The sequence below is a fragment of the Henriciella mobilis genome, assembly GCF_003576285.1.
GTDB lineage: Bacteria > Pseudomonadota > Alphaproteobacteria > Caulobacterales > Hyphomonadaceae > Henriciella > Henriciella mobilis.
This window is the reverse complement of sequence record NZ_QWFX01000006.1, coordinates 567,881-592,484: the sequence shown is the minus strand read 5'-3', so window position 1 is coordinate 592,484 and position 24,604 is coordinate 567,881. Positions and strand designations below refer to the sequence as shown.

Genomic DNA, 24,604 nt, shown 5'->3' with positions numbered 1-24,604 from the left:
CGCTCCCGTCAGGCGGCCTTCGCAGCAGCGATGAAGCTGCGGATCAAGACCTCGTCCTTTACGCCCCTCTCGCTTTCGACACCAGAGGACACATCGACCGCATCTGCACCTGTCGCAGCTATAGCGGTCGCGACGTTCTCGGGCGTTAGCCCGCCAGCCAGCATCCAAGGCTTCGGCGCGGCCCAGCCCCGCAGGATAGACCAGTCGAAAGCCTGGCCATGCCCGCCGGTCCGATCGGCACCTTCCGGGGGCTTCGCATCGATAAGAAGCCTATCGGCTGATACAAAGCGTGCGACAGCTTCGAGATCGGCCCGGTTCTCAACGCCAACGGCTTTCCAGACTTCAGTGTCTTTCGTCATGGCGGCCCTGAGCTTTGCGACGAATTCCGGCGTTTCCTGCCCGTGCAGCTGAATAGCGTCTGGCAGCACCGTATCAGTCAGCGACTTCAGGACGGCGATGTCGGGATCGACGACGAGTACGACCGATCGCAGCTGCGCCTCTGCAGACACCTTAAGGAGGTCATTCAGGCGCTCAGGTACGGACTCGCCATGCGGGGCAATGAAGCGTGGGCTTTTCGGCACAAGGTTAAAGCCAATCCAATCCGCGCCAGCCTCAGCCGCTACGTGGACCAGCGCTTCATCCCGTACGCCACAAATCTTCACCTTTGCCATGGCGCGCTGGTTGGCGTGGGCACACTAGAGAGTCAAGCAAATGGGGCCGTAAAGCGCTTGCGGGCAAAGTATTAGGCGCAGGAGGAACAGGCGTGTTGACGCCACGTCACTGAAACGCAAGGCATTTACGAACCGCGCCGCGCTGGCAGAATGGCCGGGTACAGACAACGGAGTTTCCCATGCCTGCCGTTAGCCCCCTGTCCGGAATTCGTGTAGCCGACATGACAACCGTGCTGTTTGGCCCCTACACGACGCAGACACTCGCCGACCTTGGGGCCGACGTGATCAAGCTTGAGCCGGAAACGGGGGACGCCTTCCGCCAGGTTGGAAAACCGGCCCACAATCGGGACATGGGCCCCTGCCACCTGACGGTGAATCGCGGCAAGCGTTCTGTTGTCTGGGACATGAAGTCGAAGGCCGGCATGCACGCTGTGCGCAAGCTGCTCGAGACCAGCGACGTCTTCATCCACAATATCCGGCCCGATGCCGTGGCCCGGCTCGGCCTGACCTTCGAGGAGGTCAAGGCAATCAAGCCCGACATCGTCTACGTCCACTGTCTTGGCTTTGGCACGGACGGGCCCTATGCGGGCCGCCCAGCCTATGACGACCTGATCCAGGCACTATCGGGCGCGACCAGCCTGCTGCCGCGTGTCGACGGCAATGAGGCGCCGCGTTTCCTGCCAACTGCCTTTGCCGACAAGGTTTCCGGTCTGCACGCCGTCCACGGAACGCTGGCGGCCCTTCGTCATCGCGACCGGGCCGGAGAGGCGGTTCATGTCGAGGTTCCAATGCTGGAATGCGTGACGAGCTTCCTGTTCGAGGAACACTTCTACGAGGCGACCTTCGATCCGCCCGTCGGGCCGCATTGCTACCAGCGCCAGATCGACCCGGCCCGCCAGCCGGTCCGGACCAAGGATGGCTGGGTCGCCATCGCGCCATACATCGATAGCCGATGGGTGAAACTGTTCGATGTCATCGAGGCTCCAGAAGAACTCGAGGATGAGCGGATCTCCGACTATAAGGGCCGCTACTACAACCAGGCCTACATGATGTCGCGCGTGCAGGCCCATTTCGTGAACTACACGTCGGAAGAGATCCTGCGCAAACTGGCCGATGCGGACATCCCCGCTGCGAATGCGACCGATATCTCCAAAGTTCAGGACGACCCTCACCTGAAGGCCATCGATTTCTTCCAGCGCCGGGAGCATCCGAGCGAGGGCGGCTATTGGGAAGTGCAGCCGCCGCTCAAATTCTCGGGGCTGCCAAAGCGCGAAATCCCCCCAGCGCCGCGCCTCGGACAACACACGGAAGACGTTCTCGCCGAATTGGGACTCGCGCGGGCGTCGCTCGAAGAGTAGTTATCAGCCCCGCCATTTCATACCGTTTTGCGCCCAGTCCTGCCCAAAAACCGCGCAAAATACTTTGACGCAAAAAATTCTTGGTTGTTTCACAATTTATATCCGCAACTTGTCGCGAAAAGCGCGATCTCTTTTTATGCGCTGTTTTCACAATACTTTATTTTCTCGCCAGAAACTTGGGGGGTTCGAGGCACGCGTTAAGCGTGAAAAGCGATGCGTTTCCCGAAGCCTTGGCGGTCAAAACTATTTTGACCTTTCGGCCTATTTCTGAGACGTGAAACGTGTGGCCAGCGGCTACACGCCGCGAGAGCCGCCACACTGGATTTGATTGTGAGGTCCTTGGCCGGCGCGCCCATTCGGGTCGCCCACCTCACTGCGAAAACCTGAACTGCGAGAAGGAGCGATCATGGCATCTGCGTCCAGCACCGAAACGGCGGTGAACACCGAACAGAAATACGGTGACGACCCGCTGGCTGTCCGCGAGACAGATCACTATCAGGAAGAATACATTGAAGGTTTTGTCGACAAGTGGGACTCCCTGATCGACTGGGATTCCCGCGCGGAAGGCGAGGGCCAGTTCTTCGTCGACATCCTGCGCGCACGCGACAAGCACACTGTGCTGGATGTCGCGACCGGAACAGGCTTTCACTCCTGCCGGCTGATGGAGGAAGGCTTCGATGTCACCAGCGTCGACGGCAGCGCCGAAATGCTGATGAAGGCGTTCGAGAATGCCGGAAAGCGCGGCCAGGTCCTCAAGACCTGCCAGGCAGACTGGCGTTGGCTCAACAAGGATATCAAGGGCAAGTTCGATGCGATCATCTGCCTGGGCAATTCCTTTACCCATATCCACGACGAACTCGACCGCCGGAAGGCTCTGGCAGAGTTCTACGCCGCACTGAAACATGACGGCATCCTGATCCTCGACCAGCGCAATTATGACCTGCTGCTCGACAATGAGGCTGCGAACAAGCCGAAGCACAAATACTATTATTGCGGCAAGGACGTCGTCGCCGAGCCGGAATATGTCGATGAGGGCCTTGCCCGCTTCCGCTACAGCTTCCCGGACGGGTCACAGTACAATCTGAACATGTTCCCGCTGCGCCGGCGCTACGTGATGAAGCTGCTCAAGGAAGCGGGGTTCGAGAAGATTCACACCTATGGCGACTTCCAGTCGGACTTCGAGGAGAGCGAGCCGGACTTCTTCATTCACATAGCGGAGAAACGCGATGAAGACTGACACGCGTGCTGAAGACGTCGCCGTCGCTGAAGACTATTATGACAGCGACGACGCCGACCGCTTCTATTTCAATATCTGGGGCGGCGAAGACATCCACATCGGTCTCTATGAATCGTCGGACGAGGCGATCGCGACAGCAAGCCGGCGGACGGTCGAGACCATGACGAAGATGATGGGTCCGGCAGGCAAGGCCGCCCGCATCGCCGATCTCGGCGCAGGCTATGGCGGCTCGGCCCGCTATCTCGTTCGCGAAGCAGGCGCGCGGGAGGTCGTTTGCGTCAACATTTCCGAGACGCAGAACCGGATCAACCGGGAGAAGAATGAAGCGGCCGGCCTCAGCGACCGGATCGATGTGCTGCACGGCTCCTTTGATGACGTACCGGCCCGCGATGAGGCCTTCGACATCGTCTGGAGCCAGGACAGCTTCCTGCATGGGGCGGACCGCAAGCGTATCATCGTGGAATGCGAGCGTATCCTGAAACCCGGCGGCCGGCTGATCTTCACCGATATCCTGCAGACGGCCAATGCCCCGGCGGACAAGTTGCAGCCGGTCTTCGACCGCATTCATCTGTCCAGCCTCGGCTCGATCGATTTCTACGATCAGGCCGCAGCCGGCGCCGGGCTTGTACCAGGCCCGCGCAAGGAGCTCGCCGAAATGCTGCCCGCCCATTATGGCCGTGTCCGTGAAGAGCTGATCTCGCGCCGCGAAGAGCTTAAGGGCCTCGTTTCGGACGACTATGCCGACCGGATGATCGAAGGGCTAGGCGCCTGGGTCGACGGCGGCAAGTCGGGCTGGCTTACCTGGGGCATCCTGACCTACGACAAGCCCTGACCCTTTCGGGCGTGCGGCAGGCCGCACCATTCGCGCACCTGCCCGCGCCGCTCCAGAGGATCGCTTGACGTGAAACGCTGGGTTGGAATTCCCCTCTCCGGAGTTTGCGCGCGACAAACCCTGCAAATGCAATAGAAGAGAAATCTTCTGGCACATTCCGGGGACCTTGGGGTGAAGGACTTAAACGCGAGCGCGCGCGGCAACCACGTGTCCGCCCTGCCGGAGCAGGCTGACTATGACGTGGTTGTTCTCGGGGCGGGCATTTCCGGCATTACGCTGGCCTACGACTTCGTGCGGTCCGGCCGGTCCGTCCTGCTTGTCGATGAGTATGAAACGCCAGGCGGCAATCACATCTCTGTCAATCTGGATGGGCGCTCCTTTGATATTGGTGCCATCTTCTTCTGGACCGGCTATCCGCAGTTCGAGATGTTCCCCGGCCTGTCGGAGCTCGTTGTCCCGGTGAACTGGTCCCTGCAGCGGGTGACGCCCGACATGCGCATCGCCCGCTATCCGATCGACCTCCGCGGCGACCTTTTGGCGCGCCCGCTCAAGCATAAAGCAAGGATGGCCCGCGACCTCCTTCGCATGCGCCTGCGCGGCCAGTCCCGCCACAGCGCCCTGACGTTCCTCGAGTATTATCTCGGTCAGACACTGATGGAGGACAGCGGCATCCTCAACTATGTCGAGCGCTTCTATGGCGTGCCGGCCGACGAGATCAACTATGACTTCGCCCGCAGCCGCATGCGCCCGGTTGAGCGGGCCGCAAGCTTCTCCGGCCTTGCCTCGCAATCTTTCCGGAAGATGTTCGGCAAGCGCCAGCATCTGGCCAGCGAGCAATGCGTTGCGCGCCCCAAGTCGGGCTTTCCGGCCTATTACGACGCGGCGATCGGGCAGCTGCACGGCATGGGAGTGGAGACACGGCTTGGTGCGCAGATCGGCTGGTCTGCCTCAGCGCAAGCCGGGCACGCCCTTCGCATCGATGGCAAACCGGTGAGCGCCCATCGCATCGTCAGCACGATGCCGCTTGGCAGGACCGCCGAGCTTGCCGGCGTTGAGGCCGATGACGCCCCGCGCTCGAAAGGCCTGCACACCCTGTTCTGCCAGTTTCGCGGCCAGCGCGGCTTCGACTCGCTGATCCTCTACAATTTCCACAAGGCCGGTCGCTGGAAGCGGCTCACCATGCATTCGGACTATTATGGCAAGGCCGATGGCTGGGAGTACATGTCCATCGAGATCACCGCCGATTCGGCGGAGGAGACGCCCGAGGCGCTTTTCGCAGACTTCCGAAGCACCGCCCGCGCCTTCGGTCTGTTCGATGGCGAGCTGGAACTCATGGGACACCGGCACACGGCCTTCGCCTACCCTGTCTACAGTCATGGAACAGCGGTCCGGCGTGACACGATGATCGACGCGCTGGCGAAAGCGGGAATTGAAACGGCCGGCCGGCAAGGCCGATTCCAGTACCTGCCGACCTCCGCCGAGGCCATCAAATCGGTCCGCGGCGACATAAGCGTGTTGCCTCAAGCGTAAGCAGGACGTCCGGCGGCGACGAGGAACAGCTCCGCCTCAGCCTGTATGGCCCGGTAGTGCAGCGCTCAGGCGAGGCGCGGCGAAATCTATGAATGCACGCAGCTTCTGGGGCAGGATTCCGCCCCCATAGAGCAAATGAACCGGCCAGGCTTCGGGTTCATCCCCGGTCAGCACGATTTTCAGGCGCCCATCAGCCACCGCTTCGGCGACCTGGTATGAAAGAACGCGCGTTAACCCCAGACCGGCCTCGGCTGCGCCTATCGCAGCATCTGCTGTATTCACAATCAGCCGCGACCCGATCCGGACCTGCCGCTCACCAAATCGCCATCGATCAGCGACCATCAGGTTTTCGAAGGTGATGCAATCGTGATGCGCCAGATCCTCGGCTCGCTCTGGCTCCCCCCGCGCGGCGAGGTAAGCCGGGCTGGCACAGACCACCTCCCTTACCGCACCGACCCGGCGCGCCCTGAGACTGCTGTCTGGCAGATGACCGATCCGGACGGCGAGGTCGACATGCTCTTCCTGGAAGCTGACCATCCGGTCGCCCTGGTGCAGGCGGACATCCACATCGGGGTAAGCCTTCAGGAACGCTGTGATCAGAGGCACCATATGAATTCTGCCGAAGACGATCGGCGCGGTCACGGTCAGGAGGCCCCTCGGCATGCTGAACTCCCCGGCCGCGGCGCGTTCGGCTTCCGCCACCTGCTCCAGAATGCGTCGGCAAGCGGCGACATAGGTCGCGCCCGCTTCGGTCAAGGCCAGGCCGCGCGTAGAGCGCGTTACAAGCTGTGCGCCCAGCCTCTCCTCCAGTTCCGCAACCCTGCGGCTGACCGTCGCCAGCGGCATTCCCAGTTCACGCGCTCCAGCCGTGAAACTGCCGGCGTCGACGGCCGTGACAAGGATGAACATGGAGTCGAGGCGGTCGACCATTTCTACCGTTTTTCGAGAGGATAGATTTCAATTATAGAGCCTACACCCATTTAATGGAAGCCATATCTTGGAGGTCCCGAAGACAAACCCAAGGAGACCCCCTATGTCCCGTATTCAAGTTCCCGCCACGATCGACGCCGCGCCCGAAGCATCGAGGCCCCTGCTGGAGCAGGTCAACAAGCAACTCGGCAGCACGCCAAACCTGTTCCGGCTTGTCGCCCAGAGTCCTGCGGCACTGGAAGGCTATCTCGGCCTTTCTGGCGCACTCGGCAAAGGCCGTCTACCGGCTGCCACACGCGAGCGGATCGCCCTGGCTATCGCAGAGTACAATGGCTGCGGCTATTGCCTTTCGGCCCACACCTATCTCGGCACAAACCTCGCCAAGCTGTCGGCGGAAGAAATCGCGGCCAATCGTAAAGGCCGGTCGAGCGATCCCAAGGCCAATGCCGCTGTAGTCTTCGCGCTCAAGGTAGCAGAAGCGCGTGGGCATGTATCCGATGCCGATCTCAGCGCCGTCCGGACGGCCGGATATGACGACGCACAAATCATTGAGATCGTGCAGCACGTCGCCCTGAACATCTGGACCAATTACCTCAACGAGGTTGCCCGGACTGACATCGACTTCCCCGTTGCTGAGGGCGTTGCCGCCTGAGCCTCGCAAGAGGGCGGCGGGCCTCGTGCCCGCCGCCAATTCAACATCATGGAGGCCGATATGAGCCGCCCGCCGCTTCCCCCATTCACAGCCGAGACCGCAGCACAAAAAGTGCGGCTGGCCGAGGACGCCTGGAACAGTCGTGATCCCGAAGCCGTCTCGCTTGCCTACACGCCGACGAGCCGCTGGCGCAATCGCGACACCTTCCTGAACGGCCGCACGGAGATTGTCGCCTTCCTTGCCGAGAAATGGCGGAATGAGCATGAGTACCGTCTGATCAAGGAGCTGTGGGCCTTCGAGGAAAACCGGATTGCCGTGCGGTTCGCCTATGAATGGCATGACGGGACCGGCCAGTGGTTCCGTGCCTATGGGAACGAGAACTGGTCGTTCGATGAAAGCGGCCTGATGGCCAAGCGTTACGCCAGCATCAACGACGTTCAGATCAAACCGGAGGAACGGCTATTCTTCTGGCCGCAAGGCCGGCGTCCTGACGACCATCCCTCGTTGAGCGCGCTGGGGCTCTGATCGTGGCGCAGCATCCGAGAACCCCCAGCGACATAGCCTTCTCACCCGCCGTGAAGGCGGTGCAGGACGCCAAGGGCTCACGCGAAGCCTATGCCCGCATGGAAGCGAGCCACCCTTGGCAGACCACGGTTACGCCGGATCTCGCCCAGTTCATCAGCGAACAGAACAGCTTTTTCCTTGGAACCGCGAGCGCTGCAGGCCAACCATACATCCAGCATCGCGGCGGACCGGCAGGCTTCCTCAAAGTGCTTGGGGACCAGCAACTCGGCTTTGCCGACCTTGCCGGGAACAGGCAATACATCACGCTCGGAAACCTTTCTGAGAACGCTCAAGCGTTCATTTTCCTCATCGATTATGAGCAGGCGCGGCGCGTGAAACTCTGGGGCACGGCGCAAGTGGTCGATGACCAGCAGGACCTGATGGCGCGCTTGCGAGTTGAGGGCGGCAAGGGTCGGCCTGAACGCGCTATCCTGTTTAACATCAGGGCCTGGGACGTGAATTGCCCCCAGCACATTCCGCGGCGGATTGATGTGGCGCGCGTGGCGGCAGTCCTGTCCGATCGCGACGCGCAGATTGCCCGGCTGGAGTCCGAACTGGACGAATACCGCTCGCGGCAGGGCAATGACCGCCTCTGACAGGCCCAAGCCCCGGCGGGCGCGCGCTGCGGGATGCCGAAGAGGTCTGTCTTTCTAAGGAATACTGGCGGTGAGACAGGGATTCGAACCCTGGATACGGGGTTACCGTATACACGCGTTCCAGGCGTGCGCCTTCAACCACTCGGCCACCTCACCATAAGGGCGCGTCTATATCGGAAGGTTGCCTGTTCCTGCAAGCCCGCGATGAGCTTTGCGCTGCATATTGATCGCGGCATGCGGACACACGCGCTGGAAAATCTATCCGGTTTGCGTGTTGCCAAAGAACATCGGCAGAATGAGGCGGCCGGTTTCCGGCGTGGTTCCGAATGCCTTGCCTGCATCGTGCCACATGTAACCCCGGAACAGGACAAGACGATTGAACTTCATCGGGATCGTCATGGTTTTCTCCCACTTGGACAAATCTGACTCATCCTCCGCGAGGATCGAATCCAAAGCTTCGCCGGCATTCTCGTAGCCGGCAGCCTCCGCAACGCCCGGAAAGGCCGGCGCCATGTCCCATCCCGTTTTCTTGTGCCGAAAGAAATGCGTTCCGCCCTGACAATGCTCATCAAGGCTGAGATAGACAATCGCGGACCAGTGGCAGATATCGATGTGAACGCTTGTTTTTGCGAGGTCATCCGACATCGCTATGCGCGGCACGCAGTGGGAAAGGTTGGTTTTCGGCTGCAGCGGCTCCTGCACTATCTGACTGATCAGCCGCTCGACACCGGGCAGGGGCAAACTGCCCTCGGCGTTTCGGCCTGGATAAATGGCGCGCTCCGGCCGGGGCGGGTACTTCATCGAAAGCGCCTGATTGCGGATCGCGATCGGGTCGTTGAAGAAGTCATCGATTATCAGATGGGTGAGATGCAATCGCTTGGTCCTCCTGCCGGTTTTCTACGGCCTGTCCCGGGTATTTGGCAATCTGGAGACCTGCATCTACCAAGGCGTTGCCCATATTGTCCTCATGCCAGACAAACCCATATTGAAGGCATTCGCACGATACCAAGGACGCCTGATCATGTTCTTTTCCCGCAAGCCCGCAGACATGCCGAAAAAGGGAGAGGCCCTGCCCGGCCGGGACAAGCCGATCCCAACCGCCGATATCCATTTCGTCAATGGACGTCCGCTTGATGCGAAAAAGCCCGAAGGCTTCGAGGAAATTGTCCTTGGCATGGGATGCTTCTGGGGTGTGGAGCGCATCTTCTGGCAAATGGATGGCGTCTGGCTCACCCAGGTTGGCTATGCTGGCGGCGAAACGCTAAACCCGACCTATGAAGAAACATGCACCGGCCTGACCGGGCACACGGAAGTCGTCCGGGTGATCTACGATCCCGCCAAGGTCTCGACCGCCGCTATTCTGAAAGCTTTCTGGGAAGGCCATGACCCGACCCAGGGCATGCGTCAGGGCAATGACGTCGGCACGCAATACCGCTCCGCCATCTTCGCGACGACCGAGGAGCAGCTGGCCGCGGCGAAGGCATCGAAGCAGACTTATGAGCAGGCCCTCAAGGCGGCTGGACGCGGCGGTATCACAACCGAGATCGGCATGCTCGATACATTCTACCACGCTGAAGACTATCACCAGCAGTACCTGGCCAAGAATCCCGGCGGCTATTGCGGTATCGGTGGCACTGGTGTGTCCTGTCCGATGCCGACAGGTGTCAGCGCCTGACGCATTCTGCTAGGCGGGGCGTGTGACAGGTTTCGTAACCCGCTTTGCCCCCTCGCCCACGGGCTATCTGCATCTTGGCCATGCGGCCTCGGCTTTCCATGTCTGGGATGCTGCCCGGCGCGCCGGCGGGCGGGTGCTGCTGAGGATCGAGGATATCGATCTTGGCCGCTGCAAGCCCGAATATACCGAAGCCATCTTCGAGGACCTTGCCTGGCTCGGCTTCGAGTGGGATGGCCCTGTTCGTATCCAGTCCGAACATTTCCAGGACTATGAGCGCGTCGTGGACCACCTGACCGCCCTCGGCTTGACCTATCGCTGTTTCCGGTCCCGCAGCGACATAGCTGAGGAGCAGGCCGCTGCCGGCGCGCCGCCCGGCACACCATTCACCGGCTCAGCGCTGCCGGCCGATGCCGAAGCGGAAAGGCTGGATCGCGGCGATGCCTTTGCCTGGCGCCTGTCTCTGGAGAAGTGCCGGGATTATCTCGGCTCAGCCTATGACCAGCTATCCTTCGAGCTCAGCACGTCACCGGGGGAACACCAGACCATAAAGGCAAGGCCTGACATCCACGGCGATATCAATCTTACGCGAAAGGATTCGCCGACCGCCTATCATGTCGCATCCACGCATGACGATGCGCTTCAGGGCATCACCCATGTAATCCGCGGCGAAGACCTGAAGGACGCAGCTCATATCCACGTTCTGTTGCAGGCGCTGATGGACTGGCCTCAGCCAGTCTACACGCACCACCCGCTCGTCATGGGGCCGGATGGCAAACGGCTCGCCAAACGTTTTGCATCTCAAAGCCTTGCGAGTCTGCGTGCAGACGGTCTATCGCCCGACGATGTGCGCCGACTGGCGGGAGTTTGAATGACCGAAACCGAGCTGCATCTTCCCCCGCCGCGCGCCTGGGTTGGCCCGCTGCTTCTGCTGGCAGGCGGCGTATTCATAGGCCTCGCGCCAATCGGCCTGCGCCTTGGCCTGGATCACCTGGGGCCACAGGCGATTGCCTTCTGGCGCTACGTCTTCGCAATTCCGCTTCTCTTCATCCTGCTGGTGGCGATCGAGCGCCGCATGCCGGCCCGGATCAATGGCTATGTCGTCCTGGCTGGGACATTCTTCGCGCTCGACATTGCCCTCTGGCACTGGGGCCTGACGCTGACGACGGTTGCCAACGCCACCTTCATCGTCAACCTCGGCAACGTCTGTGTCGGCTTCATCGCCTGGCTGTTCCTGAAGGAAAAACCGAAGCCGATCTGGTTCGCGGCGGTCCTCGTCGCCGTGATCGGCGCAGCGGCCCTGTCGCTCGGCGGAGAACCGGGCGGCAAGAGCGATATCCGCGGCGACGTTCTCGCCATTGGCGCTGCCATCATGGTGTCGGGCTACATGCTCTGCTCAAAGCTGGCGCGAAATCGGCTTGGTGCCATGGACGTGATCTTCTGGCTGACAGTTGTCGAGGCCGTCGTCGCCGGATTCATGGTCATCATCTCGGGTGAATCCTTCATGCCGCCCACACTGGCAGGCTTTGCGGCCCCAGCCTTCCTTGCCCTAGCCGCACAGATCGGCGGACAGGGCCTCATCATCGCCGGGCTCGGCCGCACGCCAGCGGCAATCGCCGGGATCATTGTCCTTATCCAGCCTGTCGTCGCGGCCGCGATATCGTGGCAGCTGTTCGATGAGTCACTGACCGCAATACAAGGCGGTGGCGCCGCGCTCATCCTGTTCGGTATATGGATGTCGCAACGCCGCCCGCGCCGGCGCCCAACCACACCTGAATCAAAACCGTTACAAGACGCCGTTAGGAACGCTCAATGAAACGACCGTCCGCACTTCACCGGGAGACCCGCATGCGCATTCTCTTCTTCACCCTTGCCGGGGCGCTGACCCTTGCCGCCTGCGCGACCTCCGTCGGCGCAACTGAAGACCGGGCGGTGACAGCAGCGCCAGAGGCATCGGCCGGACTGGAGCGGGCCAGCACAACGCCGCAGCAGTCCAGCGACGGCTATTATACATCCGCTGCGGCTAGCGTTGCCCAGCGCGCCGGTGACGATTTCGCCCCGAAGGCAAAGAATATCATTCTCTTCATTGGCGACGGCATGGGCGTTTCGACCGTCACGGCGGGCCGGATCTATGCTGGCCAGCAAAAAGGTCTTGATGGCGAAAGCTACAGGCTGGCCATGGAGAGCCTGCCTTGGTCGGCCTTCTCCAAGACCTACAGCCACGACTCGCAGGTCGCTGACAGCGCCTCGACGGCCACGGCCATGCTGAGCGGCGTGAAGACGCGTTCGCGCACGCTCGGCCTTCGGTCGGGCGTCTCATACGGCAATTGCGCCTCGCAGGACGGACAGGGCACAGACAGCCTGTTCGAAATTGCCGAAGCCGCCGGCCTTGCTACCGGCATCGTATCGACCGCGCGTATTACGCATGCCACGCCGGCAGCCACTTACTCCGAAGCAGCCAATCGCGACTGGGAAGATGATGCCGAAGTCGGCGACAGCGGCTGCAAGGACATCGCCAGTCAGCTCATCGACTGGCCGGCCGGTGACGGATTTGAAGTCATTCTTGGTGGTGGCCGTGGTGCTTTCATGCCCGCTAGTGTGACTGACCCCGAAACCGGCGAACCCGCCGGACGCCGCGTCGATGGCAAAAACCTGACGAACGTCTGGCTCGCCAAACCCGGCGAGCGGGCTTTTATCGTCGACCAGGCCGGCTTTGACGCGACCGATTTCAACAGCGAGGCAAAGGTGCTGGGCCTGTTCCAGCCGTCGCACATGAACTATGAGCTCGACCGCGCCGGGGACAAGGCTGGCGAGCCCTCGCTGGCGGAGCTGACGCGCGCGGCGATCACCCGCCTGTCACGCAGCGAGCAAGGCTATGTCCTGCTCGTCGAGGGTGGCCGGATTGATCATGGCCACCACGCGACCAACGCTGCCCGCGCGCTCGGCGATACTGCCGCGCTTGACGAGGCCGTCGCCGCTGCCCTGGAAATGACGAGCGAGGACGACACGCTGGTCATCGTCACGGCAGACCACTCTCACACGCTGACGATTGCGGGCTATCCGGTCCGCGGCAACGATATCCTCGGCAAGGTCGCCTACGGCCCCGGCGGCATGGCGCGGGCCGATGACGGCAAGCCGTACACCACGCTCGGCTATGCCAATGGCAGCACAGGCTGCAAGCCGGGCGAGGAAGATTGCGCCCGCGAAGACCTCACCAGTGTCGACACGACCGACAAGGATTTTCACCAGCAGGCACTGGTCTTCCAGGGGTCGGAAACCCATGCGGGTGAGGATGTCCCGGTCTATGCGCGCGGCCCGGGCGCCGAACTGGTGCGCGGAACGATCGAACAGAATGAAATTTTCCACATCATGGGCCGGGCCAGCGGCCTCGTGGCCTATGACGAGGACTGATCGCCGGCTCGTGTGAGGGAGCGGATCGCTTCGGCGACCGCTTCGCCATGCGAGTGATGGGGCATGTGCCCGCCATCAGCCAGCGGGACGAGTGTGAAATCCGCGATCTGGTGCTTGATCTTGCCCGCGTGGAGTGTCGGATTGATCACCGTATCCTTCGCCCCTGAAAACAGGACGACCGGGACACTGATCTCGCCATAACGGTCCTGCTGGGCGGCGAGTTCCCCCTTGAGGGCATTCACGTCGCGGGCATTGGCGCGAAACTCCGAGGGCCGGAAAAGCAGGCCGAGGCCTGCATCCTCATAGTATCCATCAGGCGCGTCGCCTGGGTCGAACACATCGTCAATCCCGTTTTTCACCTGCGCCGGTCCGGCAATCGGGGCGAGCTGCGCGAAGGCAGGCCCAACAAGGGGTGGACCGGCATACTGATTGTACCAGGCAACACCGCCGCTCCCCCAGTCGTGAGTGACCGGCGCCAGCAGGACGAGCCCGTCGACAAGGCCCGGATAATCGAGCGCGAGGCGAAGCGCGACAGCCCCGCCGAAAGAGTGCCCGACGATGACGGCCTTTTCGCCGGGCGCCAGCGCCTCAAGCACGCCCGCCATCTGCGCGGCCTGTACACCGAGCTCATTGCTGTCGTCGGGGCGCGCTGAATAGCCATGACCCGGACGATCCGCCATCAGGACGCGATGGCCCTCATCAAGGCGCGGCGCCAGTGTAAAGGTGAACTCACGGGCGTTCGCTGAGGCGCCATGGATCATCAGGACGACAGGACCGTCTTCGCCCGCACGGATCACGTGGACAGCGCCGTCGTCCAGGTCGACATGCTGGCCCACAGCCGGCCATCGGTTCTCGGCCCTGCTTGTATAGATCGCGCTATGCACGCACGCGGCGGTTACGCTGCTCGCCAGCAGCACGAAGACGAGCGCGCCGAACAGCTTCAAAGCCCCTGACCGGTCTGCTCTTTTTCAAGTCTTGCCACCGCAGATTTCGCCGGGCCGAGCGTCGGATGTACGTTCAAGGCTTCCTTGTAGGCCTCAAGCGCCTCTTCTCTGGCACCCAGCTCCTCGAGGACGCGGCCGAGCCCCGTCCAGGCGCCGAAGTGGCGTGGCTCAAGGCGCAGCGCCTCGTTCACGTCGCGCAGGGCCTCGCCCATTTTCTCCTGCTGCAGGAAGACCGAGGCGCGGCGATTATAGGCTTCGGCATAGCCGGGCTGGATCGCGATGACGCGGTCGTACAGCTCACGGGCGAGGTCCAGGTCACCGAGCGACTGCGCCGTGACGGCCCGCTCCATGACAAGATCGGCAGCCGCAGACCCACTCTCCATCCAGGCCGCCCAGATATCGAGCGCGACACTCGTCGCCTCTTCCTCGGTGGGGGCATTCTTCAGCTCTTCAAACATCTCGTCAGACGGGCCGAAACTTGGTCCGCTGACAAAGATGATGCTGGCAAGGGCGAGGGCCTGAAACATGGGCATAAGTATGAGCCTATAGAGGGCTCGGGCAAGGCCCGATTGCGGCGATGCGGGGGCAGCCGGCTACAGGAAGCCGCGATCCTTTAGCGCCGCTTCCAGATTGGCCGCGTCCTTGAAGTGATGCGCGTCGAAGCCGAGCGCCGCCGCGGCCTCGACATTTCTCAGGCTGTCATCGATGAAAAACACATTGTCTGGCGCCGGATGCCCCATCCGTTCGAGCGCGATCTCATAGATGCGCCTGTCCGGCTTCACCACGCCTTCTTCGCCCGACACGACGACATCGCGAAGCCGCCTCATGACAGGGAAGGCCTCAAGCATGTCGGGCCAGACTTCTGCTGGCATATTGGACAGGCCGTAAAGCGGCTGGCCAGCGGCATGCAAGCGCTCGACGAGGTCTTCGGTCCCGTCGACATAGCCGTCGAACATGTCGAACCAGCGAAGCCGCCAGGCATCGATCGCGTCGGCATGATGCGGATAGTCGGCCTTCAGGCGAGCGGCGTTCTCGTCCATGGGCACGCCGAGATCATGCTCGACATGCCAGGCAAGCGTGCAGACCTCATCGCAGAAGCGGCGCGCCTCTTCTTCAGTCGGGAAGATTTTGCGGTACAGGCGGATTGGCTGCCAATCCACCACAACATTGCCAAGATCGAACAGGACGATGCGCTCAGGCACAGGGAATGATCCCTGGGCCACGAACGTTCATCTTCTGCTTAACCCTGTTTTGCTTTAAAGCGAGGATCGGTCTTGTTGATGACGTACACACGGCCCCGACGGCGCACGACCTTACAATCGCGGTGGCGCGTCTTCAGGGCTTTGAGTGATGATTTGACTTTCATGGGGCTGGCCCTGCGATATCGTGGAAACTCGAAAGGCGCTCGAATAATCAAACGCCCCCGCAGAGTCAACGCCACAACCACACCAGAACGGTATAAGGACGTACCCTAGATGACGCGACTTCCCTCAAAACCGCAGCGCTGGGTCTATGCCGCGGCCTTGATCGCGCTGATCGGCGCCTGCGCGGCGACCCCGCAGACAACGCCCGGAACACCTGGCAACGGCGCATCAGGGGGCAGCGGCCCCTCCACCCCGCCAGCGTCTGGCCCGACGCCGGGAGACCCAGTCGGCACGCCGGACGTCGCCTTCAGCGGCCCGACCGGCCCGTTCACCCCGTCCGGGAATCGCGACATGGATGCCTGGCGTGAAGACTTTGCTGACCGAGCCAAGGCGCAAGGCCGCAATCCGGCAGTTGTCTACGCCATTCTGGAGGGCATCAGCCCGCTGGAGCTTTATCTCAGCGAAGATGTGAGCGTCGCCAGCACCGGCATTGCCGACCAGGCCGAGTTCGCCAAGGCCATCTGGGACTACCTGCGCACCGCTGTCACCGAATCCCGGCTTCAGACGGGCGCTCAGAAACTCGCTGAGTATGATGAGGTATTCGATGTCCTCGAGGAGACCTATGGCGTCGACCGGGCCGCCATCAGCGCGATCTGGGCCATGGAAACGAATTTCGGCTCCTATATCGGCAATTACGACGCAGCCAACACGCTGTCCAACATGGCCGTCGAGGGCAGGCGCCGCAGTTTCGCCGAAGGTCAGCTGATTGCCCTGATGAAGATTGTCGAAAACGGTTTCGCCAGGCGTGAGCAGCTCGGCTCGGGTTGGGCCGGTGCAATGGGACAGACCCAGTTCATGCCGTCGACCTATCTCAGCCACGCGCAGGATTATGACGGCGATGGGATCGCCGATGTCTGGAGCTACGCCCCGGACGCACTCGCCTCGGCCGCGCACTATCTGGCAGCCTCCGGTTACCAGCTCGGCGAGCCTTGGGGGATTGAGGTACTGGCGCCGTCCGGCTTCGATTGGGCTTACGCAGACGGCAACGACCGGCGCATGTCGACCTGGCGCTCTCTGGGCCTGTCACCGATCCGCGGTGGCGCCTTCGGCGTGGATGATGGCGAATATGCGGAGCTATGGCTGCCGGCTGGCGCAACCGGCCCGAAATACCTTTTGTTCCGGAACTTCGACGTCTTCAAGACCTACAACAATGCCAATTCCTACGCCCTTGCGGTTGGTTTGCTGGCGGACGGAATACGCGGCCAGAGAGGCCCCGTCGCCGTCTGGCCCACCGACATTCCACGCCTCAGCACGCAAGAAGTCATGACGCTGCAGCAGACGCTGAACGAACTTGGTTACAGTGCCGGACCGGTTGACGGGATTGCTGGCAGCGGCACGCGAAAGGCTCTGCAGAACTTCCAGAAGGACCGCGGCATGGTCGCCGATGGCTATGCGTCCAAACCGGCCCTTGATGCAGTGCTGGCGGCGGCCAGCTAGTCGAAAAGTCCCGGCCCCTCATCATCGGGGTCGTCCTCGAGCACCTGATTGGCCGGGAACACCTTGCGTGCGGCAGCCGCCATCATCAGCAGCATCACGCCCGCGCCAATAAACGGCGCGGCGGTATGGACGTTTTCATACATCCAGGGCCCGAAGAACGGGCTCACGATGAAGCCCATTCCATTGGCTGAAATCACAAGACCAGCGACATTACCCTGCAAGCTCGACCCGACTGCCAGCGATGCCCCGCTCGAAAACCCCGGCCGGGCCAGGCCCTGGCCAATGCCGACAAAGAACTGCGCGAGCACGAGCACGGCGAACTCACGCGTCGGCACGATCAGGAAAGCACCGAGCGACAGGATCAGCGCGCCGGACACCATCAGTTCGCGATTGGTCATCTTCAGGCGCGGAATGATCACCAGCTGCGCGATCAGGGTGCCTGCCGCCCCAACTGTATAGGCCGGCCCGGTGAACTGCATCGCCTCGGCCCCGTCGACATCGATCTTGTCCATGATGGCGAAGGCGAAGGTCTGGGTCAGCACGCCCGTCACGATCGACAGACTGATTGCGAAAAGCAGGAAGGGCAGGACCCGCGGGTCGCGCCAGAGCCCGTCGCCTTCGCGCTTGCCGCCCTTGCGCAGGCCTGCCTCGCGCCGCGGCGGATTGTGTTCGGGCAGCCGGGTGAAGATCAGGAATGACATGACGGCCGCGATCGCGCTGATCATGAAGACCGGCGTCAGCAGCCCGAAGACAGCGCCCGCCGCCGCGGCGAAGGCCGGGCCGGCGACGGCGCCGAAGCTGAAGCCTGACGTCAGTGAGGCAATTTCCTCGGTTCGCTGATCGCGCCGCGTGCGGTCTGCGACATAAGCCTGGGCAGCCGGGTTCGTGCCCGAGCCAAACAGGCCGAACAGCGTGCGCGAAAACAGAAGGCAAAGGAAAATCGCAATGGCGCCCTTGATATGACCGGCCATGGCGAGCGCGGCGAACGTGCCGAAAAGCAGCATCGACACTGAGAAGCCCAGCATGCCAAGAGCCGCGACCGGGCGGCGGCCCCAGTCATTGCTCTTTCGTCCCCAGAAGGAAGACGTGATCGCCCACATGGTGGCCGACAGCGAGAAGATCGCCCCTGCCATCCAGTCGGGCAGCCCAATCTCGCGCGACAATGGCGGCAGGATCGCGCTGACCAGCATGGTGTTGCCAGCCCCGACGGCGAGCAGGGCAAAGAACAATAGCCGGAACGCGCCGCGCCGGTCGGGCCGGTCCTGTCCAGGGTCTGGGATGGTCTCAGTCGACATGCTTCCTCATCGGCTGCCGCTCCGGAAAGATCAAGCAGCGACCTTGCGGCACGCAGCGGCCAATCCCATGGAAACGCAATATAAAGCCTCGGCTGCGAGTGTTGGTGAATTCCAATGTGACCGGACCCTTCATGACGCAGATTCTCGGCCTCATCACCGTCTTCCTGATCATCATTGGCGCGCTCGCGTTCAGCGGCAGCCCGGCGATCGTCGACGCGCTTCCCTTCGAGCTCGCCCTGATTGGCGGTGCAGCGGCGGGCACGCTGCTGATCGGCAACTCGCCACAAGTCGCAAAAGCCGCAGCAGGCGGGTTCGTCACAGCGATGAAGGGTCCCAAATGGCGCCGCAGCGACTATGGCAACCTGCTGACCGGCATGCATGATCTGATGCGGCGCGCCCGAAGGGGCGGGATCGTCGCCATCGAGGCCGATATCGAGTCGCCAGCCTCCTCGCCCGTCTTCACCAACCGGACGAAACTTCTGGCCGACGAGACGGCGCTATCGATGATCGTGACCAGTTTCCGCCTGATGTCGCTCAATCCGGGCGGCCGGTCGCCCGTAGCACCGCACCTGCAAGAAAGCCTGACCACTGCCGCAAGCGAGCGTCACCGGGCCGTCTCCGCGCTGAACACGCTGGCCGACACACTACCCGCGCTGGGTATTGTTGCTGCGGTGCTTGGCATCATCAAGACGATGAGCGCCATCGATCAGTCACCCGACGTCATTGGCCCCATGATCGCGGCCGCCCTGCTCGGCACCTTTCTCGGCGTCTTCCTGGCTTATGGGGTCGTCGGCCCGATCGCTGCGCGGTTCGGCCAGATCGTGGATGAGGACATGCAGTATCTCGAGACCATCCGGACGCTTATTCTTGCCTATGATGAAGGCAATGCGCCGATGACCGCAGTCGAACTGGCGCGAGCGCGCCTGCCCGTCCATGTACGGCCCTCAGTGGAGGAAATGGACGCCTCGCTTTCGACCATAGAGAGCCTCCCGCCGCGCATGCGCGGGCGCACCGCCTGAACGCCTTGAAAAGAATGATGCTTGTGGCTGGTTTTTGACGTGGCGACGCCCTAGGTGTTAGCCGGTGACTGAGGGCAGAGGAGCTTGGGATGTCGCGTTTTGACGAGCTGATTACCACGGTCGAAGCCTATCAGGCGCTCGCTGCCGAGAATTATGCTCGTGTGCGTCAGATGGCCGAAGAAATTCGCGCCGGGCTTTGCGACTATCTCGATGCCGCCGACGGCATCTGCGTCCGGCTTGTTCCTCCTGCCGGTGAATTCCAGCCCAAGGACTATGGTGATCACGCCTTTTCGATGCCGCCGCGCGGCTTTCGCCCGCTTGGGCCGATCGCATTCGGGCTGGCTGTGCGCGTCAGCCACGGAACCGACTGGATTCGGGTCACGACCCAATGCCAGAAAATCGGAGACTTCTTCATCCTGGACATCCAGGGCGGGGAATCCTTCAAATTGACCCTTCCGCTAACGAAGGATGACTCCGCGACGCTGTTCGAATATGTATATCAGCACGTACTGAACTGGTTCCAGTCGAAGATGGATCAATATCAGCAAGGGGAATACGGCACCCGCGAGATAGGTTTTGATTTCTCGCGCGAGCCTGAAAGCGCGAAGGCCTGACCTGGCCGCTCCGCAATCACAAAAATGCCAGATCTCAACCTCCACCTCGCTGCCGCAGGCTCCGACAGCCTGATCTTCGCCTGCGCCCTTATTGGCGCGCTGGGCCTCGGCGCCCAATGGCTCGCCTGGCGCCTGCAGGCCCCGGCCATCGTTCTCATGGCGCTTGCCGGCCTCGCTGCCGGCCCGCTCTTCCAAGTGCTTTTCGGCACCCCTTTGCTCGACCCGTCGGAAACCTTTGGTGACCTGCTGCGGCCAATCGTGTCGCTCTCGGTTGCCGTGATCCTGTTCGAGGGTGGCCTCATCCTGAAATTCGAGAACCTTCGCGATGCCGGCGCATCGGTGCGGCGGATGGTGTTCTTCGGCGGCCCGCTGGCCTGGGTGCTGGGCTCATTCGCGGCGCGCTATGCCGCAGGCCTCGACTGGGCAAGCGCGATCGTCATTGCCGGCGTCATGGTGGTGACAGGGCCGACCGTCATCATGCCACTGATGCGCCAGTCCAAGCTGTCGGGCCGTCCAGCCCAGTTCCTGAAATGGGAAGGCATCGTCAACGATCCGATTGGCGCCCTCTTCGCGGTTGCCGCCTACGAAATCGTGCGCGTTGCCTCGCAGGGCGATTCCACGCTCTGGGCGGGTATGTGGATCCTCATGGCGGCCGGGATAGGCACCCTGCTCGGCGTTGCCTTCGGGCTTGGTATGTCGCGCGCCTTCCGGGCCGGCTGGACACCGGAATACCTCAAGGCTCCGCTGATTTTTGCCTCCATTATCCTCTGCTATGCCATCGCCGAGGAAGTCGAGCATGAGACCGGCCTCGTGGCCGTCACCGCCTACGGCATGACGCTCGCCAATTCACGTCTCGCGGACCTTTCGGAACTCAGGAAGTTCAAGGAAGATATCGCCGTATTGCTCGTCTCCGGCGTGTTCGTCATCCTGACGGCGGACCTCACACCGCAGATCATCGCATCTGCGCTGAACATGAATACGCTGCTCTACCTCGTCTGCATGCTGTTCCTGGTCCGCCCGCTTTCCGTCTGGATCGCGACGGCTGGAACACTCAGCCGCAATGAAGCCCTGCTGCTTGGCTGGATCGCCCCGCGCGGGATCGTGGCCGTTGCTGTCTCCGGCCTGTTTGGCTCACTGCTGGTCGACCTGTCGCGCGAAGGCCGGTTTTTCTTCTCGGGTGCCGACCAGATCGTACCGCTCGCCTTCGCCATGGTATTCACGACCGTTGTCCTGCATGGGTTTACCATTGGCCCGCTGGCCCGCCGCCTGGGCCTGGCGCGGGCCGAAAAACCGGGCGTGCTACTCGTAGGCGCAAACTCCTGGAGCATCGAATTCGCCAAGGCCCTGAAAGCCAGCAAGATCGATGTCATCGTGGCCGACAGCAATTACCGCCGCCTCAGGCCAGCGCGTGAGGCCGGGCTCGATACCTTCCTCGGCGAAGTCCTGTCAGAGGACGCCGAGATCAAGCTTGACCATGCGCGCTTTGCAACAGTCGTCGCCCTGTCGACCAACGACTCCCACAATGCGCTGGTCTGCAACCAGTTCGCCCCGGAAGTCGGCCGCCACCGCGTCTACCAGCTTTCACTGTCTGAAGGCGATGAAGTGGACGAGAAGTCCGTTGGCTCGGCCGCACGCGGCCGCACGCTCATCCGCCGGGGTCGGACCTATGACGGCCTGATCCGCGACCAGTATCGCGGCTGGAACTTCTCGCGCACGCGCCTGACAGACAAGTATACGCTGGAACAATTCCTGGCCGAGCGGCCCAAGGGCGACCTTGTCGCGGAAATCCGCCCGGACGGCACGCTTGTGCTTCTCGGCCCGAGCCGTGAGGCGCGCGGTGGCGAAGGCGCAACGATCATAAGTTTCGCCCCCGATCAGCAGCCTACGACCCAGCCTGCCAAGCAGGTCGAGACCAATGGCGAACAAAAGCTGAAAGCCGAAGGCGACAAGGCCTGAGCGAGGCCGCCTAGGCAGCGACCGCGTGCAGGTCGCTGCCATGTTTGCGCAGCCAGGCGCGCTCGCGCTTCCAGTGCGGCCGGCAGCGCGCCACATGCGCCCAGAAGCGCGGACTGTGATTCATTTCCAGCAAGTGGGCGCACTCATGCGCAGCGACATAGTCGAGCACGTCCGGTGGCGCCATGATCAAACGCCAGGAAAAGGCAATCCGGCCATCCGAGGTACACGACCCCCAGCGCGAACGCGTATCTTTGATGCTGACACGGCGCACGTCCACACCCAGGACACCGCAATAGGTTTCGACCGCCCGCGTCAGGTCCTCTCGGGCTGCCGCCTTGAGGAAGCGTTCGGCGCGCCGGCCGATCGTCCCGGCATCGCCCGGCAATGAAAGCGTCATCGGGTCGCCATCCAGAAGGCGGGCCCGCCGACCGGGTCCGTCTAGGCTGATCCGGCAGTCCATCCCGCGCAGGCGGAAGGTCTGTCCGTCTGCCAGCCGCACCTGCGGCGGCAGGGCGCGAAGCCGGCTCGCGGCCCAGTCGATCCGGTCCCGGGCAAATCGCGCGGCATCTTTCGCGAGGCGCTTCGATGGCGCAACCGCCACCGCTTCCCGGCGCTTTTCATCCAGCCTGAGAATCAGGCGGCGTGCCCGCGGATTGATCTCAATACGAACTGGAACCTCAAATCCGCAGGACGAGGTAAGGATCACGGTCTGGTCATCGGCGCCAATCATGCTAATCCTCGACTCACGGCGCTATAGATTCTAGCCAATGGATACACTCTAGGGGAACCCAACTCATGAAATATCTTCTTTGCGGTGTCGCCGCAGTCGCGGTGCTGACCGGCTGCAACAAGACGACAGAACCGGGCGAGGAACCGCTTGGCGAGATTTCGCTACGTGCCGGTGACCCGGCTGAGGCGGATGCCGTCATTACGGCAATGTCTCTGTCAAACTCCGGCGACGGTATCGTCCAGTATGGCAGCAAGTCTGTCGATGGCGCGAAAGCAACCTTCTCAGACGTCACGATTACCGGCGATGAAGACGCTGCCGTGACCGCCAGCTCGCTTGAATTTGAAGGCCTCGACATGGTCGACGACAAGGCCTCCTTCTCGCGGATGACCCTGAACGGCATCAGCATCGTTGATCCGGAAGACGACACCGGCAGCGTCAAGGTCGCCAAGGTCGAAGTGCTGAACCCGACACCGGAACTGGCCGCATGGCTGTCCTCGAGCTTCGGGGCTGGCGAACCTGCGCCTTTCCCATCAGCCGACATGCTCGGCTTTGCGTCATGGTCGATCAGCGATGTTTCGGCCGCCTTCTCCGATGAAGATGGCGAAGGCACCTTCTCGATCGCGAACTTCGAGGTTCGCGACCTGGTTGACCAGAAGGCCAAGAAGGCCGTCCTGTCAGGCCTTTCCTTCGACTTCATGGCCGATGAAGGCGGCGAAGAAGTCCCGGTCAAGATGAGCCTCGACAGCGTGTCCCTGTCGAATCTTGACCTCGGCATCCTCGAAGTCGTCCAGCAGAACATGGGCAATGAGGACGAACTGGCCTCTGCCGTCATGGGCAAGATGTACGAAAACCCGATGGAGCCGGGTTACGACAAGGTCTCGATGAACAACTTCTCGCTGGAAGCCGCCGGCGCCACCTTCAAGGTGCCGTCGATCGATGCGTCGGTTGAGCGCAACAGCGATGGCAAGCCGGTCAAGTTCGTGACCAAGCCGTTCTCGATGACGCTGGACGCAGACCCCGATGGCGGCGAAGCCGGTGCGGGCCTGGCCCAGGGCCTCAGCATGGTCGGTTATGAGAGCGTCGAGATCAAAGGCGCAAGCGTCGCCGATTACGATCCCGAGAACGACATCGTCGAGATGGACGCGAAGGACAACTATTTCGAGCTGGTCGACGGCGCGAAATTCTCCTTCGGCGCCAAGCTTGGTGGCTACGCCGCTTACAGCAAGGCCGCCGCAAGTTCGCTGGACTTCGACGCGCTGGCTGAAGGCGCAGAGCCCGATCCGATGGCCTTCCAGAACGCAGTCAGCGAACTCGACTTCTACGACTTCGAACTGTCCATCAAGGACAACAGCCTGTTGAACCGCATCTTCAATGCGACGGCGGCCCAGTCCGGCCAGGATCCCGAGCAGATGCGTCAGCAGGTTGCCCAGATGGCCCAGATGGCGCCGATGATGGCCCAAGGCTCCGGCGTGGACATGGCCATGGTTAGCGAGTTGTCGCAGGCTGTGTCGGCCTTCATCAGCGACCCGGGCACGCTGACCATCAAGCTTAACCCGGAAGAGCCGCTGTCGGCTGAAACCCTGGCGGCGATGGAAGATCCCAGCATGCTGACCAAGGACTATCTGGGCTTCTCGGCGACACACAAGAAGTAAGCCGATCCCAGACCCTGATTGAAGGCGCGCCGGCAAACACACCGGCGCGCCTTTTCATTTGTGCGGATGCGGCGCATATC

Annotated in this window: 25 protein-coding genes and 1 tRNA gene; 16 read left to right on the top strand and 10 right to left on the bottom strand. The window is 62.2% G+C overall.

From position 1 onward, the window contains the following. Positions 1-8: 8 nt before the first annotated feature. Positions 9-671, bottom strand: a complete 663-nt coding sequence (locus D1223_RS07745) for a phosphoribosylanthranilate isomerase (RefSeq protein ID WP_119375820.1) — start codon at positions 669-671, stop codon at positions 9-11. Between the two features lie 179 nt (positions 672-850). Between D1223_RS07745 and D1223_RS07740 the strand changes: the two genes are divergently transcribed. From D1223_RS07740 to D1223_RS07730, 4 genes are all read left to right on the top strand, one after another. Continuing rightward, a complete protein-coding gene (locus D1223_RS07740) occupies positions 851-2,029 on the top strand; it encodes a CaiB/BaiF CoA transferase family protein (RefSeq protein ID WP_119375819.1) in 1,179 nt (392 codons plus the stop codon). Positions 2,030-2,435: 406 nt separating this feature from the next. Then, a complete protein-coding gene (locus D1223_RS18925; protein WP_199288199.1) occupies positions 2,436-3,266 on the top strand; it encodes a glycine/sarcosine N-methyltransferase in 831 nt (276 codons plus the stop codon). Next, positions 3,256-4,098 (top strand): class I SAM-dependent methyltransferase, encoded by an 843-nt coding sequence (locus D1223_RS18920; RefSeq protein WP_199288198.1) that lies wholly within the window; start codon positions 3,256-3,258, stop codon positions 4,096-4,098. Before D1223_RS18925 ends, D1223_RS18920 begins: the two co-directional genes overlap by 11 nt. Before the next feature lie 171 nt (positions 4,099-4,269). Then, a complete protein-coding gene (locus tag D1223_RS07730; RefSeq protein WP_158588435.1) occupies positions 4,270-5,628 on the top strand; it encodes an NAD(P)-binding protein in 1,359 nt (452 codons plus the stop codon). 36 nt (positions 5,629-5,664) lie between these two features. On the opposite strand, the gene D1223_RS07725 is transcribed toward D1223_RS07730, so the two are convergent. Then, a complete protein-coding gene (locus D1223_RS07725; protein WP_119375817.1) occupies positions 5,665-6,558 on the bottom strand; it encodes a LysR family transcriptional regulator in 894 nt (297 codons plus the stop codon). Positions 6,559-6,661: 103 nt separating this feature from the next. On the opposite strand from D1223_RS07725, the gene D1223_RS07720 reads away from it, so the two are divergent. The 3 genes from D1223_RS07720 to D1223_RS07710 are packed head-to-tail and all read left to right on the top strand — an operon-like array spanning position 6,662 to position 8,370. Further along, positions 6,662-7,210: a carboxymuconolactone decarboxylase family protein gene (locus D1223_RS07720; protein ID WP_119375816.1), complete on the top strand. Its 549-nt coding sequence runs from the start codon at positions 6,662-6,664 to the stop codon at positions 7,208-7,210. Positions 7,211-7,270: 60 nt separating this feature from the next. Continuing rightward, positions 7,271-7,735, top strand: coding sequence for a nuclear transport factor 2 family protein (locus D1223_RS07715; RefSeq protein ID WP_119376084.1), 465 nt, complete (start codon positions 7,271-7,273; stop codon positions 7,733-7,735). Between the two features lie 2 nt (positions 7,736-7,737). Then, a complete protein-coding gene (locus tag D1223_RS07710) occupies positions 7,738-8,370 on the top strand; it encodes a pyridoxamine 5'-phosphate oxidase family protein (protein WP_233353081.1) in 633 nt (210 codons plus the stop codon). A gap of 65 nt (positions 8,371-8,435) precedes the next feature. Here D1223_RS07710 and D1223_RS07705 read toward each other — a convergent pair. After that, positions 8,436-8,526, bottom strand: a tRNA-Ser gene (locus D1223_RS07705). A 102-nt stretch (positions 8,527-8,628) separates the two neighbouring features. After that, entirely contained in the window at positions 8,629-9,243 is a 615-nt protein-coding gene (locus tag D1223_RS07700) for a DUF6445 family protein (RefSeq protein ID WP_119375815.1), read from the bottom strand. Between the two features lie 148 nt (positions 9,244-9,391). Between D1223_RS07700 and msrA the strand changes: the two genes are divergently transcribed. Genes msrA through D1223_RS07680 form a run of 4 tightly spaced genes read left to right on the top strand, consistent with a single transcriptional unit; the run spans position 9,392 to position 13,453 of the window. After that, positions 9,392-10,045, top strand: coding sequence for a peptide-methionine (S)-S-oxide reductase MsrA (msrA, locus tag D1223_RS07695; RefSeq protein WP_119376082.1), 654 nt, complete (start codon positions 9,392-9,394; stop codon positions 10,043-10,045). Positions 10,046-10,067: 22 nt separating this feature from the next. Beyond that, positions 10,068-10,913, top strand: coding sequence for a tRNA glutamyl-Q(34) synthetase GluQRS (gene gluQRS / locus D1223_RS07690; protein WP_119375814.1), 846 nt, complete (start codon positions 10,068-10,070; stop codon positions 10,911-10,913). Then, positions 10,914-11,858, top strand: coding sequence for a DMT family transporter (locus tag D1223_RS07685; protein WP_119375813.1), 945 nt, complete (start codon positions 10,914-10,916; stop codon positions 11,856-11,858). It abuts the gene before it with no gap. After that, positions 11,855-13,453 carry an alkaline phosphatase gene (locus D1223_RS07680; protein ID WP_233353080.1) on the top strand — a complete coding sequence of 533 codons (1,599 nt, stop codon included), beginning with the start codon at positions 11,855-11,857 and terminating at the stop codon, positions 13,451-13,453. Before D1223_RS07685 ends, D1223_RS07680 begins: the two co-directional genes overlap by 4 nt. Here the strand turns inward: D1223_RS07680 and D1223_RS07675 are convergent. The 4 genes from D1223_RS07675 to ykgO are packed head-to-tail and all read right to left on the bottom strand — an operon-like array spanning position 13,438 to position 15,763. Next, positions 13,438-14,397 carry an alpha/beta fold hydrolase gene (locus tag D1223_RS07675; RefSeq protein ID WP_119375811.1) on the bottom strand — a complete coding sequence of 320 codons (960 nt, stop codon included), beginning with the start codon at positions 14,395-14,397 and terminating at the stop codon, positions 13,438-13,440. The genes D1223_RS07680 and D1223_RS07675 overlap by 16 nt on opposite strands. Next, complete coding sequence (locus D1223_RS07670; RefSeq protein ID WP_119375810.1) at positions 14,394-14,930, bottom strand: tetratricopeptide repeat protein; 537 nt, start codon at positions 14,928-14,930, stop codon at positions 14,394-14,396. Before D1223_RS07670 ends, D1223_RS07675 begins: the two co-directional genes overlap by 4 nt. 60 nt (positions 14,931-14,990) lie before the next feature. Then, entirely contained in the window at positions 14,991-15,620 is a 630-nt protein-coding gene (locus tag D1223_RS07665; RefSeq protein ID WP_233353079.1) for an HAD-IA family hydrolase, read from the bottom strand. A gap of 17 nt (positions 15,621-15,637) precedes the next feature. After that, positions 15,638-15,763: a type B 50S ribosomal protein L36 gene (ykgO, locus tag D1223_RS07660; protein ID WP_084396372.1), complete on the bottom strand. Its 126-nt coding sequence runs from the start codon at positions 15,761-15,763 to the stop codon at positions 15,638-15,640. Between the two features lie 109 nt (positions 15,764-15,872). On the opposite strand from ykgO, the gene D1223_RS07655 reads away from it, so the two are divergent. Then, positions 15,873-17,258: a lytic murein transglycosylase gene (locus D1223_RS07655; protein ID WP_119375808.1), complete on the top strand. Its 1,386-nt coding sequence runs from the start codon at positions 15,873-15,875 to the stop codon at positions 17,256-17,258. Here D1223_RS07655 and D1223_RS07650 read toward each other — a convergent pair. Beyond that, positions 17,255-18,553, bottom strand: a complete 1,299-nt coding sequence (locus tag D1223_RS07650) for an MFS transporter (RefSeq protein ID WP_119375807.1) — start codon at positions 18,551-18,553, stop codon at positions 17,255-17,257. The genes D1223_RS07655 and D1223_RS07650 overlap by 4 nt on opposite strands. A gap of 131 nt (positions 18,554-18,684) precedes the next feature. Here D1223_RS07650 and D1223_RS07645 point away from each other — a divergent pair, with 131 nt between their 5' ends. From D1223_RS07645 to D1223_RS07635, 3 genes are all read left to right on the top strand, one after another. Continuing rightward, complete coding sequence (locus D1223_RS07645) at positions 18,685-19,572, top strand: motility-associated protein (RefSeq protein WP_119376081.1); 888 nt, start codon at positions 18,685-18,687, stop codon at positions 19,570-19,572. 89 nt (positions 19,573-19,661) lie between these two features. Beyond that, positions 19,662-20,186, top strand: a complete 525-nt coding sequence (locus D1223_RS07640) for a hypothetical protein (RefSeq protein ID WP_119375806.1) — start codon at positions 19,662-19,664, stop codon at positions 20,184-20,186. Between the two features lie 24 nt (positions 20,187-20,210). After that, positions 20,211-22,142 carry a cation:proton antiporter gene (locus tag D1223_RS07635; RefSeq protein WP_119375805.1) on the top strand — a complete coding sequence of 644 codons (1,932 nt, stop codon included), beginning with the start codon at positions 20,211-20,213 and terminating at the stop codon, positions 22,140-22,142. Between the two features lie 10 nt (positions 22,143-22,152). On the opposite strand, the gene D1223_RS07630 is transcribed toward D1223_RS07635, so the two are convergent. After that, positions 22,153-22,872 (bottom strand): M48 family metallopeptidase, encoded by a 720-nt coding sequence (locus D1223_RS07630; protein ID WP_119375804.1) that lies wholly within the window; start codon positions 22,870-22,872, stop codon positions 22,153-22,155. Positions 22,873-22,937: 65 nt separating this feature from the next. On the opposite strand from D1223_RS07630, the gene D1223_RS07625 reads away from it, so the two are divergent. Then, entirely contained in the window at positions 22,938-24,524 is a 1,587-nt protein-coding gene (locus D1223_RS07625; RefSeq protein ID WP_119375803.1) for a hypothetical protein, read from the top strand. Positions 24,525-24,604: the final 80 nt, after the last annotated feature.